Below are 15,396 nucleotides of genomic sequence, written 5' to 3'. Positions count from 1 at the left end.
CCATCGTGACCAGGCCGTCGGCCTGGTCACGAACTACGGCTGGAGTACTAACCGCGGGTCGAGCGCGGCGTCGGTCCGGCGGACGGCGCGGCCGCGAGCGGATCGCTCGCCGATTGCGGGCGAGCACCGGCGGCACACCAAGTTCGCTTGTGGCGCAACCGGATACACTTGATGCGGCGGCGCGGGCGGGAGTGGGTACGGTGAAGCGGTTTCTGATCACGATCTTGACGATCGTCGTGGTGGTATCGACCGTCGATTACGCCCGGTCCGACGATTTCAACGGATTCTTCGTCCTCGCGGGCGTCATCATCGGTTTCCTGCTGCTGCGCGAGCTCATCGGCTAGCGTGCCGATGCCCCGCCGAAGGCGCGGGCGGCGGCGAGTGCTCGGGAGTCGCGCACCGATGAGCGGTGCGACCGGCAGACCCGCGTCCGCATCGTCGCGAACCCGGGCGTGCGCGGCGCGGTCCCGCCACCCAGGTGATCCGACCGCGCTCCGATGCGGCGCCTCGTTCAGAATTCGGGTACCGGTGCGGTGTCGGGATCGGGGAGGGCGAGGGTGCGCTGGCTGGGCAGGAGGGGGACCACGGCGAAGGAACCGGCCACCGCGTCGGCCGGTAGTGCCTGCACGGCGCGGATACCGGGGGCGGTGGCGAGGGTTCTCAGGCGGGGCGGCGCGCCCCGGACCACGAGGCCGACGGCGCAGGCGCAGCCCGCGCGGAGGCGGTGGATGGAGACGGTGAGGGTGCGGCGGTAGCGGTCGTCGGCGGTTACGGTCGTCTGTTCCAGGTCGGCGGTCAGTTGCCAGGCGGCGGCGGTGGCGGATTCCCGGGCCACGGCGTCGCCCGCCGGGAGTTGGACCGCGACGATGGGGGTGCGGACGTCGGGGACGGGAACGCGGTAGACCGCCTGTGCCACGCGGAGGCCACCGGCCATATCCGTAATGCGCGCGGCGGGAATCTCTTCGGTGAACGACACCAGTGCCCAGTGGTCGCCGGTATCGGCGCCTTCCAGCGACTCCCGGGCACGGGCGAGGTAGTCGGCGACCGGCTCACCGGTCTCCGGGCCGAGGCGGTCGGTCGAGATACCCGACGGCACAGGGGGATTCAGCGCGCCGAGGACCGCCGCGCACACCACGATCGCAACGGCGGCGATACCGAATCCGAGGGCGCGGGGGATGCCGCGTGTGAGGAGGCCGTCGTGCACGAGGAGGGCCCCGCGCGCCGCGGCGATCGCGGCCTCCCGGTCGGCATCGGAAACGCCCTGCGCGCCCGCCGTTTCGGGATCGGCGGACCGCTCAGGCATCGCGCAGTACGGTCAGCGCGTGCTTCAGGTCGTCGGGGTATTCGCTGGTGATCTCGAGGTAGCGGCCGTCGGCCGGATGGTGGAACCCGAGTGAACGGGCGTGCAGCCATTGGCGTTGCAGCCCCAGCCGTTCGGCCAGCCGGGGATCGGCGCCGTAGGTGAGGTCACCGCAGCAGGGGTGCCGGATCGCGGAGAAGTGCACCCGGATCTGATGGGTGCGCCCGGTCTCCAGGTGGATGTCGAGCAGGCTCGCGGCCTGGAACGCCTCGACGGTGTCGTAGTGGGTGATGGACGGCCTGCCGTCGGCGGTGACCGCGAACTTCCAGTCGTTGCCGCGCGCGCGGCCGATGGGCGCGTCGATGGTCCCGCTGCTCGGATCGGGATGGCCCTGCACGAGCGCGTGATAGCGCTTGTCGACGGTGCGCTCCTTGAAGGCTCGCTTGAGCACCGTGTAGGCGTGCTCGGACTGCGCGACCACCATGACCCCCGAGGTGCCGACGTCCAGCCGGTGCACGATGCCCTGGCGTTCGTGCGCGCCGGAGGTGGAGATGCGGTAGCCCGCCGCCGCCAGGCCGCCCACCACCGTGGGCCCGGACCAGCCGACCCCGGTGTGCGCGGCCACGCCGACCGGCTTGTCCACCGCGACGATGTCGTCGTCGGCGTAGAGGATCTTCATGCCCTCCACCGGCCGCGCGTCGACGGTCGGTTCGCGCCGCGGCTCCGGGAACTCGACCTCGAGCCACGCGCCCGCGACGAGCCGGTCGGATTTGCCCGCGGCCACGCCGTCGAGTTGCACCGAACCATCGGAGGCGAGTTGCGCGACGGCGGTGCGCGACAGACCGAGCAACCGCGACAGCCCCGCGTCGACCCGCATACCGTCGAGCCCGTCGGGGACGGGCATTGTCCTGGTCTCCCTCATGCGGCGTTCTCCTGCCCGGTGGGTTCGGTGCCGCCGCCTTTCGTATTCGGGGGCTCGTCCGGTGCCTCGGCATCGGCCCGCGCCCTTGGGGGTGCGGCGCGCCGTCCCGACCGTGTGCCGTCGGGCTCGAACCCGAAGACGGTCAACGCGACCAACAGGATCGCGCCGCACACGATCGCCGAGTCGGCGACGTTGAACACCGGCCACCAGCCGATCGCCACGAAGTCGACGACATGGCCCTGCAATGGCCCGGGCGCGCGGAACAGCCGGTCGGTGAGGTTGCCGAGCGCGCCGCCGAGCACCATGCCGAGTCCCACGGCCCACCACAGCGACCGCAGCGTGCTGCCGATGCGGATCACGCCGATGACCACCGCCGCGGCGACCAGCGTCAGCAGCCAGGTCATCCCGGTGGCCATCGAGAAGGCCGCGCCGGGATTGCGCACCAGGGTCAGGCGCGCGAAGTCGCCGATGATCGATACCGGGTCGCCCGGTGTCAGTTTCGCGACGGCGAGGGTCTTGGTCAGCAGATCGAGTCCGTACAGCAGCGCGGCGACGAGCAGCAGGGTCCGCAGCCGCCGCGGCGCGCGGCTCCCGTCGCCATCGACGGCCGGTTCCGCGGGCACGGCGGATTCGCGGTGCGCCGATGATTCGCCGCGCGGTCGCGCGGGCGGCGTCGCGCGCTCGGCGCTGGTGTCCTCGGGTTGCCGGTCCTCACTCACCCGATCATCATCTCTCGAGGCGATCGGGCCGCGACCCGCGCCTCCGGTGCGGGCATGTCATGACCGCTTTCACCGTCGGTGACCGGTATGTCCCAGCCTGCACTCAGGAAGCGGTCGTACGCTGTGCCTGTGACGGTGTTGTCTTCCCCCCACATAGCCCGCATCGCGCGGCCGGGCGCACTACTGGTGATGCTCGCGCTCGGGCTTTCGGCGTTCGGTGTCGGCTGCGGTGACGACTCCGACGCGGCGGTCAGCGTCGACGGCACCGAGCCGCTCGGCATCGGCAAGGAAGTGACCGTGCCGATCTCGGCCGCGGTCGCGACAGTGGTGTCCCCGGGCGCCGAACCGCGGGCCCTGCTGCGGCCACGCTACAGCGCGGGCACCCTCCAGCGGGTCACGCTGCGGACCGACCACAGGATCGAACAGCAGATCAACGACCAACCGGCGCGCGACTTCTCGACACCGGCGCTGACGATTCCGATGACCGCGAGCGCGGGCGTCGACGGTGTCGACCTGACCCTCGGCACGGTGACAACCCCCGATCCGCTGCTGAACAAGGCGCTCACCGCCGCGGGCGGTTCGCACGCCGGATTCGACTTCAGCGACGACGGCGCCATCACCGCCATGCGGATTGCGCCCGCCCCTGAGACCTCCAACAACGCGCGCGCCGCGCTCGAACAGGCCTTCTACCAAGCGGTCTACCGCTCGATCATGTTCCCGGAGCAGCCGATCGGCGAGGGCGCGGTGTGGACGGTGCACCAGGAGGTGGACGGCGGCGTCGCGCTCGACCAGGTCACCACGGCGACCCTCACCGGCGTCGACGGCGACCGGCTGACCATCGCTCTGCACGTCGTGCAGAAGCCGAAGGCGGCGGTGTGGACGCTGCCCAACGGCGCGGGCACCCTCGACATCGACGACTACACCATGGAGGGCACGGGCACCATCACCGTCGATCTCGGCCTGCCGCTTCCGGTGTCGGGCGCGATCACGGTCGGCGGACATCAGGCATACCGCGATCCGCGCAGCGCGAGCAACCTCCAGCAGACGATCACCACGCAGGTCTCGTGGACCGAGTGAGCCGAACGGGGGGCGCGCTGCTCGCCGCGGTGAGCGCCGCGGTGCTGAGCGGATGCGGATCGTCGGATACGACAGCGGCGGACGCGGCCGGCCTGCCGCCGCTGGGACCGGTGGTGGCCGCGGCGCCGACGACGGGCGCGCCGATCACCGAGGCGACGACCCTGCGCGAGCGGCTGCTCGACGACGGCGACCTGCCCGCGGGCATGGTGCAGGCGGCGGCCTCGGATCCGGCTTCGAGCGCGACGGCCGGTCAGGCGCACACCGAACCCGCCGAATGCGGCCGGATATTGCAGCCGCTGGCCCGGCAGCGCCCGGACGCGTCGACCCGAAGCGCTGTCGCGTTCAACGGGCCGAATTTCTCCAGTATCGATATCGATGCCGCGACCTATTCGAACGACAAACTGCCGTCCGCCTTCGCCGATTTCCAGTCGGTCCTGCGCCGGTGCGGAAAATACTCGGGTACCGATGCGGACGAGACCTCGATCGACTACAGGCTCGGAGGGTTGGCGCAACCCTCGGTCGGCGACGCCTCCACCGCCTACCAGTTGCGGCTGACCAGCGAGGGCTTCACGCTGGTGTCGCTGGTCGGGTTGGTGCAGGTGGGCAATACCCTGGTACAGGTCTCGGTGACCGCGCCGGAATCGGTCGATCCGGGCGTGTTGGAGGATGTCACCGCGGCCCAGGTCCGGCGTCTGAGCGCCCCGGCCACACCGTAGCCGATAATCGCCGATCCCCGGCGTCGGAGGAATAGGCTCGAAAGCGGCCGATAGCTGAGATCGCCTCGATCGGAGGACCCCTATGTCCGATGTCAAACCGATTCCCGACGGATATCCGGTGCTGTCACCGGGTTTGGCGGTGGACGGGGCCGCCGCCGCCGCCGACTTCTACAAGACCGTGTTCGGTGCCACCGAACGCATGCGCATGCCGCGGCCCGACGGCAAGATCGCCCACTGCGAACTGCTGCTCGGCGGGTCGGTGCTCATGCTGGGTGACCCGGCGCCCGAAATGGAATTCCTCGACCCCAAGTCGGTCGGCGGCACGCCCGTGAACTTGTACGTCTACGTGCCCGACGTGGACGCCTCCTTCGCGGCGGCGCTGGCGGGCGGGGCACGTGAGCTGTCGCCGCTGACCCTCCAGTTCTACGGTGATCGCAGCGGCGCGTTCGAGGACCCGTGGGGTCATCGCTGGACGGTCGCCACCCATGTCGAGGATGTGCCGCCGGAGGAGATGGACCGGCGCATGGCCGAACTGTTCGGCGACGCCTGACCCGTTCGGCGAGCGGGTCGGGCTCGCCGAACGGAAGACGGAGATCAGCCGCCTACCACCGAATCCCCTTCGACGCGAATCTGCTTCGGGGCGAGCGGACTCTTGGCGGGCCCGGCGACCACGGCGCCGTCGAGTCCGAACTTGCTGCCGTGGCACGGGCAGTTGATGGTGCCGTTGGACACCGCGTTGACCTTGCAGCCCGCGTGCGGGCAGGTGCTGTCGAAGCCCGCGAACACTCCCGCGGTCGGCTGGGTCACCACCATGGTCCCGACGATCACGCCGCCGCCGACCGGTATGTCGGCGGTCTTGGCGATGGCCTCGGTCGCGGCGGCGGGCCGCTGGCCGCCGGAGCCGGTCGGCGTCGCCGTGCCGGTGGTGGGCGCGGGGGCCGGGGCGTTGTCGCCGTAGGTCGAGCAGGCGGTCAGCGCCGCGGCCGCGGCCACCACGCCGGCGGCGCCGACGACGACGGTGCGGCGGTCGATCTCATTTGTCATGGAATGTGCTCCGTTCAGAAGGTGATGCCATTGTTATCGAAGAACCACAGCGCCGAGGTGAGCCAGATGCCAACGAGTCCGGTGAGGACGAGTCCGCCCGCGAGCGGCAGCGTCCAGCCCGGTAGACCTTTGCGGGTGAGCAGCAGCATCTTGGTCACGAAGGCGCCGTAGAAGAAGCAGCCGAACAGCGAATGCCACAGCACCCGCGGTTCGTAGTCCTGGAAGCCGAGCGCGTAGAGGCAGTGCACCGCCACCGGCACGCTGACCAGCACCGCCAGCCGCCCCGCCCACACGTGCGCGGGACCGGTCCAGCGTGCGCCCGCCAGACCCGGGATCCGCCCGTACATGGCCGCCGCCGAGACGAGTTGGCACAGTGCGAGCGCGGTGGCCGCCGTGGCCAGCCAGGTCTTGACCGCGGTCGGACCGGAGAAGCCCGCCACGTTGACGGAGAAGAAGCGCGGATCGTGGGTCTTGGCGTATACGCCGAGCAGGACCGCGACGGCGGCGCCGGTCAGCACCGAGACGGCGATCGCCAGTGCCGGCGCGGCCGGGCGGGCCGCGGTGTTGTCAGCCGACACTGTCACCACCGCCGACCTTGGTGGCCGTGACCTTCTTCCCACCGACCGTCGCGGTGGCGTCGGGTGCGAGAAGCGGTGCGGGCGAAGTGGTTCCGTCGGCGGCGCGCTGCACGCCGGTGACCCGGCCGGAGGAGTCGACGATCCAGCTCTGGCGCACACCGTTGTCGGTGTAGACGTAGAGTCCGGCGGGCGGTGCGACCGGCGCGGCGGTGAATTCCCACCGACCGTCGCCCGCCGCGAGGGTGCCGCGCACACCGCCGCCCGCGGGCGCGCCGTCGAGTTCGGCGCCGTTCTTGCCGGTCAGCCGCAGTGTGCCGTTGGCCGCGGTGCCCTGGAGCCAGGTCTCGACGGCGCCGCCGTCGCAGGCGTACGCGACGGCCTTGTCACCGTCGATGGTGATCTCCAGGGTGAGCGCGCCGCCGGAGCGTCGCGCTATCGTGCCGACGTAGTCGGCCTTGGCCGGGAATCCGGTCGGCGCGGTGTCGGTGGGCGTGACCGGCGCCGCGGTGGCTCCCGGTGCGGCGGTGGTCGATGCCGCGGTGGTCGGTGCGGCGGCCGGCTCGGTCTCCTCGGATATGTTGACGACGAGCAGGGCGAGGCCGAGTACGGCCACCGCGGCGAGCGTGAGCCACGGTCCTAGACGTTTCATGGGTACTCCTCGATGGTCGGCCGTCATCGGTATCCGGCCGGGCGATGTACGGAACCTCGGTCGGGTCCGTATCGCATGTCGAATTGTCAACGGCACAGGGGAAGTGGCGGTTCAATCGAGGTTTCGACATTTTTTCCGTCGGCGTGTCCCTCTCGTGTCGGGATGCCTAGCCTGGACGCGTGACCACTCCTATCACGGCAGTCCACCGTGCGGCGTTGACCGCCGAAACCGACGCGTTGGCCGAACTGATGCGCACCGCCGATCCCGCGACCCCGATCCCCGCCTGTCCCGGCTGGTCGCTGGCCAATCTCGGCACCCACGTCGGGCGCGGCCACCGCTGGGCCGCCGCCATGATCGCCGACCGTGCGACCGGACCGCTCGACTTCCGCGCCGTGCCCGAGGGCGCTATGCCCAAGGACGCCGAGGACGCCGCCCGGTGGCTGTCCGAGAGCGCCGTCGCGGTTCTCGACGCCGTCGACGCCACCGGCGCCGAGGTGCCGATCTGGATCCCGTTCGGCCCCGCCCGCCGCGCCGATTGGTGGATCCGCCGCCGCCTGCACGAGGCGACCGTGCACCGCGCCGACGTCCTGATCGGCCTCGGCCGCACCGTGGATCTGAGCCCCGCACTGGCCTCGGACGGCATCTCCGAATGGCTCGACGTGCTCACCGAGGCATTGCGGACCCGACAGGTCATCGCACTGCCCGACGGCGCGACCATGCACCTGCACGCCACCGACCCCGATCTCGGCACCGACGGCGAATGGACCATCCGCCCGGAGGGGGCGTCCATCGAGTGGGAGCACGGACACGACAAGGGATCGGTCGCCGTGCGCGGCACCGCGGTCGCCCTGTTGCTCGCGCTGCTGCGCCGCATCCCCGCCGATGATCCCGGTCTCGACATCCACGGCGACACCGCCGTACTCGCCCATTGGCTCGAGCACACGCCGTTCTGAGTCGAAGCGTCGTGAGTCGACGCGGTGCGAGCCGCCCGGCCGCGGTTACCGGGGGCGGATCCGCACGGCGATCTCCAACACCACCAGTGCCGCGAGTACCGCGATGATCACTGCGACACCGGAGCGGTCGTCGGCGTGACCGTACTGAACCGCTGCCGCGAATACGAGAATCGAGGTGGAGTAGGCGATGACCCGCTTCACAGCGGCCGATCCGTGGGCAGGTTCAGGAAACTGGGCGCGGCCGGGTCGAGGGCCAGATGCTGCGGTTTGAGTTCGGTCGCCTCCAGCATCGGCCGGAAGGCCAGCGCCTTGGGCGCGTTGCCCGCGAAGACGTCGACGCGCAGCCGATGTCCGGGTCGCAGCACCGCCTGGGTGGGGATGACGGCGATGTCGAGGGCGACGGGTTCACCGGGGACGACCGGTTGGTGGCTCCCCGCGGTGATCGGGTTGTACGGCGCGGTGTAGTCCCCATTGGCCGATCGGGTGCTGGCGGCCTCGTCGACCGCACGCAGCGAGGCGGTGAGTTGGCCCGTGCTCAGCACGGTCGAGGCGCCGTCGGGGGCGACGTCGTTGACCGTGACGCTCCAGTAGCCGTCGGCGGCCTCGTGCACGGCGACGAGGTGGGCGTTGATCGGGCCGGAGATCACCGTGGGAGCGGTGACCGGCGCGCTGGTGAAGGTCAGGGCATTGCGTTCGGCGATACGGGAATCCTTGGCGCAGATGTCGAGGAAGGCCAGCAGGCCCGCCGATCCCTGCGCGGCGTCGCGGGAGCAGACGGTGGACAGTCCCGGGGTGACGGTGAGCGATTCGGCCGATCGCGGCGGCTGCGCGCTCAGCGACCCGTCGTGCACGCTGTCGCGAGTGCTGCCGCTCGGCTCGGGGGTGAGGTAGACGCGGCGATGGGTGACGTCCGGCCGCGGGAAGGCGGGCATGGTGACCCAGTCCCCGCCCTGTTCCCGGACCACCACCGGACCGAATTCGTCGACGCCGTTGTCGATTCCCTTGAGCCAGTAGTCCATCCAGACCCGTTGCAGTACATCCAGTCGCGGCGGCGCGCCGGGCGCGCCGGTGCCCGCGCCGGGATTGGCGTGGTAGGTGTCGCCGATGACCAGCTTCTTCATGGCCTGCCCGGCGGGGACGCGGGCGCTGCCAACGGTCGGCGGCGGATTCGTCGGCCCGGGTGCGGCGACGTTCGCCGCGGGCGGGCGGACGGCGGCGGGTGCGGCGGGTTCGGCCTGCGGTGCGGGTGCGGCCGGCTCGGCCTGCGGTGCGGGTGCGGCGGGCTCGGCCTGCGGTGCGGGTGCGGACGCGGATGCGGGACCCTCGGGTCCGTCGCCGGTGGTCGCGGCGATCGCGGGCGCGGGGGGTGCGGGCGGCGCGGACGCCGCCTCGAGGGGGATGGCGTTGTAGATCTTGGTGGCGCTGTTGGCGAAGATGTCGTGCCAGCCGCCGTAGACGAAGGTCGGCACGGTGATTCGCTCAGGATGTCCGAGCATGCCTCGTCGGAATTCGCTGTTCTCGTCGAGCGCCGCCGCCAGGGTGGGCGGCACGTCATCGAGCGAGGTCGTCGACAGCGCCTGGAACAGCAGATCGTAATTGGTCAGCGGGTCCGACATCCGCTCGTGCAGCCAGGCCCAGTCGAATTCGCCGCGCAGCATGGCGGACACGTCGGGAATCATCTTCGACCGGTTCACCGAATTGAGCCACAGCGGAAGGAAGGTCACGCCGAGTCCGCCGCCGGGCGCGACCACGTCGCGGATGAGATCGCTGCCGGGCACCACCGGGAAGATGGCCTTCAGCGGCGCGGGCGCGTTCTCGGCGGCGCGGAGTTGATTGATGCCCGCGTAGGAGCCGCCGCTCATGCCGACCACCCCGTTGGAGAAGGGCAGGCGGGCGGCCCACTCGACGACCTCGCGGGTGTCGAGTTGTTCGCGCTCGCCGAGGGTGTCCCACGCGCCCTGGGAGAATCCGGTGCCGCGCACGTCGACCACCACCAGGCTGTAGCCGCTGCGCACCAGTTCGCGGTCGACGCCGAGGACGGTCGGCACGGTGCCGCCGTCGAGCGCGTGCAGCAGGTCGCCGAATCCGCTGATCGGCGTGCCCGACAGATTGATCTGCTGGGCGAGTTCGACGCTGAGCCGCTGGAGCAGGGGCAGCGAGGTCGCCGATTCGATCAGGTTCGCCATCAGTTTGGTATAGGGCGTCATGGTGACGATGGTCGGCAGCGGTGTGTTCACCGCGGCGCCGGATTCATCGACCGGCCGGTACACGTTGGCCTTGAGCACGACGCCGTCGCTCATGGTGATCGGCACATCGGAGTCGATGCGGATATCGCCGTAGGGCTGCGGCCCGTCGTGCAGGGCGGTCCACTGTTCCACCGAGGCCACCGCAAGATCGGGGGCGTCGGTTCTGGTCGCGCCGACCGACAGTCCGACGACGGCGAGCACGGCGGCCGCGGCCGCGAGTGTCACGCGAAAAGTCCTGCCCGAACCACATTTCGGCACCACTCGAGCTCCTCCGACTCGCCCTGACGGCCCACGGACACCAGTGACGATAGCAATCGGCTACCGACATCTCGCGCAAATCCGGGCCGCTCAGCGGGCGCCGCGTTGCACGGTGGCGGGGAATCGGCGAATTCCAGGATCAATTCGCGGGCGCGGTCGGGATCGGTGCGCACGAACGAGGCAATGGTGTTGAGCGCGTTGTAGATGAAATGCGGGCTGATCCGAGCCCGCAGCGCGCGTACCTCGGCGCGGTCGAGTCGCGCGCGCGAGGCGTCGAGTTCGGCCAGTTCCACCTGACCGCACACGTATCGCGCGACCTCGGCGACCGCCCCGAGCCGGCCCGGTCCCGGCCGTCCGGCCGTCACGATCCCGAGTACACCGGCCACCCCGCCGTTCTCGATGAGCAGCGGTTGCGCGATCAGCGTGCGCTGTCGTCATCCGGCGATTATCGCGCACGTCGCATTACCCGACGCGCCGGTGATCTTCGCCACCGACACGCCGAAGCCTCCTGGGCCGCCCGGGAGCGGCGCGCGAGCCTTCCTGAAGTTGTCGGAGGGGCGTGCCTAGAATCGCTAGGCCAACCCCCGTCTGAACCTTGGGAGGAAGGACCGTCTTGGCCTCGTCCGGATCGTTCGTTCACCTGCACAACCACACCGAGTACTCCATGCTCGACGGTGCGGCGAAGATTTCGCCCATGTTCGCGGAGGCGAAACGACTGGGGATGAACGCGGTCGGAATGACGGACCACGGCAACATGTACGGTGCGGCCGAGTTCTACCGCTCCGCCGAGAAGGCCGATATGAAGCCGATCATCGGCATCGAGGCGTACATCGCGCCGGGTTCGCGGTTCGACACCAAGCGCGTGCAATGGGGCGATCCCAGCCAGAAGGGCGACGACGTCTCGGGTTCGGGCGCCTACACCCATATGACGATGGTCGCCGAGACCGCGACCGGTCTGCGCAATTTGTTCAAACTGTCGAGCCTGGCCTCCATCGAGGGTCAGCTCGGCAAGTGGGCGCGCATGGACGAGGAGATCATCGCCCAGTACTCCGAAGGCATCATCGCCACCACCGGCTGTCCCTCCGGTGAGGTCCAGACCCGCCTTCGCCTCGGACACGAACGTGAGGCGCTCGAGGCCGCCGCCAAATGGCAGGAGATCTTCGGACCCGAGAATTTCTTCCTCGAGGTGATGGACCACGGTCTGTCCATCGAACGCCGGGTCCGTGAGGGTCTGCTCGATATCAGCAAGAAGTTGGGCATCCCGCCGCTGGCCACCAACGACTGCCATTACGTCACCAAGGACCAGGCCACCAATCACGAAGCGCTGCTGTGCATTCAGACCGGTAAGACCCTCAGCGACCCCACCCGCTTCAAATTCGACGGCGACGGCTACTACCTCAAGTCCGCCGAGGAGATGCGCGCCATCTGGGACGCCGAGGTTCCCGGCGCGTGCGACAACACCGTCTCCATCGGCGAGCGGGTGCAGTCCTACGCCGAAGTGTGGGCCCACCGCGACCGGATGCCGGTCTTCCCGGTGCCCGAGGGTGAGACCGAGGCGAGTTGGTTGCGCAAGGAGGTCGCCCGCGGACTCGATCGCCGCTTCCCCGATGGTGTCCCACGGGAGTACGCCGCGCGCGCCGAGTACGAGATCGGCGTCATTCTGGAGATGGGCTTTCCCGCGTACTTCCTCGTCGTCGGCGATCTCATCAAACACGCACGCGAGGTGGGTATCCGGGTGGGTCCCGGCCGCGGCTCGGCCGCCGGTTCGCTGGTGGCCTACGCGCTGAACATCACCAATATCGACCCGATACCGCACGGTCTGCTGTTCGAGCGCTTCCTCAATCCCGAGCGCGTCTCGATGCCCGATATCGATATCGACTTCGACGATCGCCGCCGCGGCGAGATGGTGCGCTACGCCACCGAGCAGTGGGGCGCCGACAAGGTCGCCCAGGTCATCACCTTCGGCACCATCAAGACCAAGGCCGCGATCAAGGATTCCGCGCGCGTGCTGTTCGGCCAGCCCGGATTCGCCATCGCCGACCAGATCACCAAGGCGCTGCCGCCGCCGATCATGGCCAAGGACATCTCGGTCTCCGGTATCACCGATCCCGATCACGAGCGGTACAAGGAAGCCGCCGAGGTCCGCGAACTCATCAACACCAACCCGGATATCGCCAAGATCTACGAGACGGCGCGCGGCCTGGAGGGTCTGATCCGCAACGCGGGCGTGCACGCCTGCGCGGTGATCATGTCCTCCGAACCGCTCACCGACGCGATCCCGGTGTGGAAACGTCCGCAGGACGGCGCGATCATCACAGGCTGGGACTATCCCTCCTGCGAGGACATCGGCCTGCTCAAGATGGACTTCCTCGGTCTGCGCAACCTGACCGTGCTCGGTGACGCGATCGACAACGCCAAGCTCAACCGCGGCGTCGACGTGGACCTCGACACCCTGCCGCTCACCGATCCGGCCACCTACGCCCTGTTGGCCCGCGGCGACACCCTCGGCGTGTTCCAGCTCGACGGTGGCCCCATGCGCGATCTGCTGCGCCGCATGCAGCCCACCGCCTTCGAGGACATCGTGGCCGTCGGCGCGCTGTACCGCCCCGGCCCGATGGGCATGAACGCGCACAACGATTACGCCGACCGCAAGAACGGTCGCCAAGAGGTCAAGCCGATCCACCCGGAATTGGCCGAGCCACTGAAGGAGATCCTCGGCGAGACCTACGGTCTGATCGTCTACCAGGAACAGATCATGCACGTCGCGCAGAAGGTGGCCGGATATTCGCTCGGTCGAGCCGATATCCTGCGCCGCGCGATGGGTAAGAAGAAGGCCGAGGTGCTGGCCGCGGAGTTCGAGGGCTTCGAAGCCGGTATGCGGGCCAACGGATATTCCAAGGACGCCATCAAGGCGCTGTGGGACACGATTCTCCCGTTCGCCGGATACGCGTTCAACAAATCGCACGCCGCCGCCTACGGCCTGGTCTCCTACTGGACCGCCTATTTCAAGGCGAACTATCCGGCCGAATACATGGCCGCCCTGCTCACCAGCGTCGGCGACGACAAGGACAAGGCCGCGGTCTACCTGTCGGACTGCCGCAGGCTCGGCGTCACGGTCATGCCGCCGGATGTCAACGAATCCGAGTTGAACTTCACCTCGGTCGGCAAGGATGTCCGCTTCGGACTCGGCGCGGTGCGCAATGTCGGCACCAATGTCGTTGCCTCGATCATCGAGGCGCGCAAGGACAAGTCGAAGTTCACCGATTTCTCGGATTATCTGAACAAGATCGACGCCGTCGCCTGCACCAAGAAGGTCACCGAATCCCTCATCAAGGCGGGCGCCTTCGATTCGCTCGGGCATCCGCGCAAGGGTCTGCTGCTCATCCACTCCGATGCCATCGACGCGGTGATGACCACCAAGAAGGCCGAGGCGATCGGGCAGTTCGACCTGTTCGGCGGTATGGACGCCGACGAGTCGGTGTCCTCGGTGTTCAATGTCGCGGTGCCCGACGAGGAGTGGGAGAGCAAGCACAAACTCGCCCTCGAACGGGAGATGCTCGGCCTCTACGTCTCCGGGCATCCGCTCAACGGCGTCGAGCACGTCCTGGCCTCCCAGGTCGACACGCAGATTCCCGCGATCCTGGAAGGCGATGTCAAGGACGGCGCGCAGGTCACCGTCGGCGGCATCCTGGCCTCGGTGAACCGGCGCATCAACAAGAACGGACTGGCCTGGGCATCGGCGCAGCTCGAGGATCTGACCGGTGGCGTGGAGGTGCTGTTCTTCCCGCAGTCCTATCAGGTCTACGGCATGGACGTGGTCGAGGACGCGGTGGTGCTGGTCAAGGCCAGGGTCTCGGTACGCGACGACCGGATCTCGCTGATCGCCAACGATCTCGTCGTCCCCGACCTGTCGACCATCGGTGTCGCCAAACCGCTCGCGGTCACCGTCACCACCCGCATGTGCACCCCCGACAAGATCGGTGAGCTCAAGCGCGTGCTGTCCCGGCATCCGGGCACCTCCGACGTACACGTGCGCCATGTCGGCGCGCGCGACAAGACCACACTGCTCAAACTCGACGACAGTCTGCGGGTGTCACCGTCCTCGGCCCTCATGGGCGATCTGAAGGCGCTGCTCGGCCCGGGATGCCTGGGGGTCTGAGCAAGCCCGGTCAGGCGGAGGCGGCCACGCCGAGGGACAGTGCGCCGAAGACCTTCGGCGTCTCCTCGGCGTAGAAGACGTCGAGGTCGCGTATCTCGAAACCGGCCGCCTCGACGATGCCGCGGATGTCGCGGTCGAGGTGACAGCCGCCCGCGACGGCCTTCTGGACGGGGTTGAGCCGATGCTGCCACACCTGAACCGAGGCGTCGGGCGCGAGGCCGTGCTCGACGAAATGCAGTGTGCCGCCGGGTTTCAGGACCCGGCGCACCTCGCCGAGCGCCGCGGCGACATCGGGGATGGTGCACAGCGTCCACGTGGACAGCGCGGTGTCGAAGCTTCCGTCGTCGAACGGCAGGGATTGGCCGTCCAGACCCGCGCGCTCCACCGGGACCCGGGCCGCGGCGAGCCGGTCGCTCGCGAGGCGCCAGCCGAGATCGGCCGGTTCGACCGCGCTGACCGAGTCCACGGTTCCGGGGTAGAAGGGAACGTTCAGACCTGAACCGAACCCGATCTCCACCACTCGTCCGCGCAGCCCGGCGCAGACCCGCTCGCGCTGCCGATCGTTGGCCCGCATGCCGCACACGACATTGACCAGGCGCGGCACCACTCGATCTCCGTAGAAACTCATCTCACCACTGTGTCAGCATCCGGCGGCAAACGCACGGACACGATCGATATCGCGGGCCGACGTGCGGAATCTCGCGTACCTGGACACACGCGTGAGACCGCTGCGCGGCATCCGGGTCGGCAGGACGAATCGGTCGGCCCGTGCCAT

Annotated in this window: 15 protein-coding genes and 1 pseudogene; 6 read left to right on the top strand and 10 right to left on the bottom strand. The window is 69.3% G+C overall.

Annotated features, from left to right (window positions below):
* Positions 1-200 precede the first annotated feature (200 nt).
* Positions 201-344 (top strand): hypothetical protein, encoded by a 144-nt coding sequence (locus APZ21_RS33765; RefSeq protein WP_156370765.1) that lies wholly within the window; start codon positions 201-203, stop codon positions 342-344.
* A gap of 167 nt (positions 345-511) precedes the next feature.
* Here APZ21_RS33765 and APZ21_RS06310 read toward each other — a convergent pair whose 3' ends face one another.
* Genes APZ21_RS06310 through lspA form a run of 3 tightly spaced genes read right to left on the bottom strand, consistent with a single transcriptional unit; the run spans position 512 to position 2,941 of the window.
* A complete protein-coding gene (locus tag APZ21_RS06310) occupies positions 512-1,303 on the bottom strand; it encodes a hypothetical protein (RefSeq protein WP_239476510.1) in 792 nt (263 codons plus the stop codon).
* Entirely contained in the window at positions 1,296-2,222 is a 927-nt protein-coding gene (locus APZ21_RS06305; protein WP_054812272.1) for an RluA family pseudouridine synthase, read from the bottom strand. The genes APZ21_RS06310 and APZ21_RS06305 overlap by 8 nt, the downstream gene beginning before the upstream one ends.
* Positions 2,219-2,941, bottom strand: coding sequence for a signal peptidase II (gene lspA / locus APZ21_RS06300; protein ID WP_082392882.1), 723 nt, complete (start codon positions 2,939-2,941; stop codon positions 2,219-2,221). Before lspA ends, APZ21_RS06305 begins: the two co-directional genes overlap by 4 nt.
* A 135-nt stretch (positions 2,942-3,076) precedes the next feature.
* Between lspA and APZ21_RS06295 the strand changes: the two genes are divergently transcribed.
* The 3 genes from APZ21_RS06295 to APZ21_RS06285 all read left to right on the top strand — a co-directional run bounded on the left by APZ21_RS06295 (position 3,077) and on the right by APZ21_RS06285 (position 5,284).
* The gene (locus APZ21_RS06295; RefSeq protein WP_239476511.1) at positions 3,077-4,018 is read left to right on the top strand and encodes a hypothetical protein; all 942 of its coding nucleotides are present in this window, start codon (positions 3,077-3,079) and stop codon (positions 4,016-4,018) included.
* Positions 4,015-4,734: a hypothetical protein gene (locus APZ21_RS06290; protein WP_239476509.1), complete on the top strand. Its 720-nt coding sequence runs from the start codon at positions 4,015-4,017 to the stop codon at positions 4,732-4,734. The genes APZ21_RS06295 and APZ21_RS06290 overlap by 4 nt, the downstream gene beginning before the upstream one ends.
* Positions 4,735-4,816: 82 nt before the next feature.
* Entirely contained in the window at positions 4,817-5,284 is a 468-nt protein-coding gene (locus APZ21_RS06285) for a VOC family protein (protein WP_054812270.1), read from the top strand.
* A 44-nt stretch (positions 5,285-5,328) separates the two neighbouring features.
* Here the strand turns inward: APZ21_RS06285 and APZ21_RS06280 are convergent, their stop codons facing one another.
* The 3 genes from APZ21_RS06280 to APZ21_RS06270 are packed head-to-tail and all read right to left on the bottom strand — an operon-like array spanning position 5,329 to position 7,005.
* Positions 5,329-5,778, bottom strand: a complete 450-nt coding sequence (locus tag APZ21_RS06280; RefSeq protein ID WP_054812269.1) for a Rieske (2Fe-2S) protein — start codon at positions 5,776-5,778, stop codon at positions 5,329-5,331.
* A gap of 14 nt (positions 5,779-5,792) precedes the next feature.
* The gene (locus APZ21_RS06275) at positions 5,793-6,356 is read right to left on the bottom strand and encodes a DUF6529 family protein (protein WP_054812268.1); all 564 of its coding nucleotides are present in this window, start codon (positions 6,354-6,356) and stop codon (positions 5,793-5,795) included.
* The gene (locus APZ21_RS06270; RefSeq protein ID WP_054812267.1) at positions 6,346-7,005 is read right to left on the bottom strand and encodes a hypothetical protein; all 660 of its coding nucleotides are present in this window, start codon (positions 7,003-7,005) and stop codon (positions 6,346-6,348) included. Before APZ21_RS06270 ends, APZ21_RS06275 begins: the two co-directional genes overlap by 11 nt.
* A gap of 179 nt (positions 7,006-7,184) precedes the next feature.
* On the opposite strand from APZ21_RS06270, the gene APZ21_RS06265 reads away from it, so the two are divergent.
* Positions 7,185-7,958, top strand: a complete 774-nt coding sequence (locus APZ21_RS06265; protein WP_239476508.1) for a maleylpyruvate isomerase family mycothiol-dependent enzyme — start codon at positions 7,185-7,187, stop codon at positions 7,956-7,958.
* A gap of 45 nt (positions 7,959-8,003) precedes the next feature.
* Here APZ21_RS06265 and APZ21_RS33760 read toward each other — a convergent pair whose 3' ends face one another.
* From APZ21_RS33760 to APZ21_RS32775, 3 genes and pseudogenes are all read right to left on the bottom strand, one after another.
* Complete coding sequence (locus APZ21_RS33760; RefSeq protein WP_156370763.1) at positions 8,004-8,159, bottom strand: hypothetical protein; 156 nt, start codon at positions 8,157-8,159, stop codon at positions 8,004-8,006.
* Positions 8,156-10,429 (bottom strand): CocE/NonD family hydrolase, encoded by a 2,274-nt coding sequence (locus APZ21_RS35445; protein WP_239476507.1) that lies wholly within the window; start codon positions 10,427-10,429, stop codon positions 8,156-8,158. Before APZ21_RS35445 ends, APZ21_RS33760 begins: the two co-directional genes overlap by 4 nt.
* Positions 10,430-10,584: 155 nt before the next feature.
* Positions 10,585-10,890, bottom strand: a pseudogene (locus tag APZ21_RS32775) (histidine kinase); the annotation flags it as partial.
* A 185-nt stretch (positions 10,891-11,075) separates the two neighbouring features.
* Between APZ21_RS32775 and dnaE the strand changes: the two are divergent.
* Entirely contained in the window at positions 11,076-14,621 is a 3,546-nt protein-coding gene (gene dnaE / locus APZ21_RS06245; RefSeq protein ID WP_082392880.1) for a DNA polymerase III subunit alpha, read from the top strand.
* Between the two features lie 10 nt (positions 14,622-14,631).
* Here dnaE and APZ21_RS06240 read toward each other — a convergent pair whose 3' ends face one another.
* The gene (locus APZ21_RS06240; protein ID WP_054812265.1) at positions 14,632-15,249 is read right to left on the bottom strand and encodes a class I SAM-dependent methyltransferase; all 618 of its coding nucleotides are present in this window, start codon (positions 15,247-15,249) and stop codon (positions 14,632-14,634) included.
* Positions 15,250-15,396 lie beyond the last annotated feature (147 nt).

The organism is Nocardia arizonensis (assembly GCF_001310275.1).
Lineage (GTDB): Bacteria > Actinomycetota > Actinomycetes > Mycobacteriales > Mycobacteriaceae > Nocardia > Nocardia arizonensis.
This window is presented reverse-complemented; position numbering and strand designations above follow the sequence as displayed.

Excerpts from the sequence above, each read along its gene's own strand:
- APZ21_RS06310 (WP_239476510.1), bottom strand. The coding sequence starts at position 1,303 with ATGCCTGAGCGGTCCGCCGATCCCGAAACGGCGGGCGCGCAGGGCGTT.
- APZ21_RS06305 (WP_054812272.1), bottom strand. The coding sequence starts at position 2,222 with ATGAGGGAGACCAGGACAATGCCCGTCCCCGACGGGCTCGACGGTATG.
- APZ21_RS06285 (WP_054812270.1), top strand. The coding sequence starts at position 4,817 with ATGTCCGATGTCAAACCGATTCCCGACGGATATCCGGTGCTGTCACCG.
- APZ21_RS06280 (WP_054812269.1), bottom strand. The coding sequence starts at position 5,778 with ATGACAAATGAGATCGACCGCCGCACCGTCGTCGTCGGCGCCGCCGGC.
- APZ21_RS06270 (WP_054812267.1), bottom strand. The coding sequence starts at position 7,005 with ATGAAACGTCTAGGACCGTGGCTCACGCTCGCCGCGGTGGCCGTACTC.
- APZ21_RS06240 (WP_054812265.1), bottom strand. The coding sequence starts at position 15,249 with ATGAGTTTCTACGGAGATCGAGTGGTGCCGCGCCTGGTCAATGTCGTG.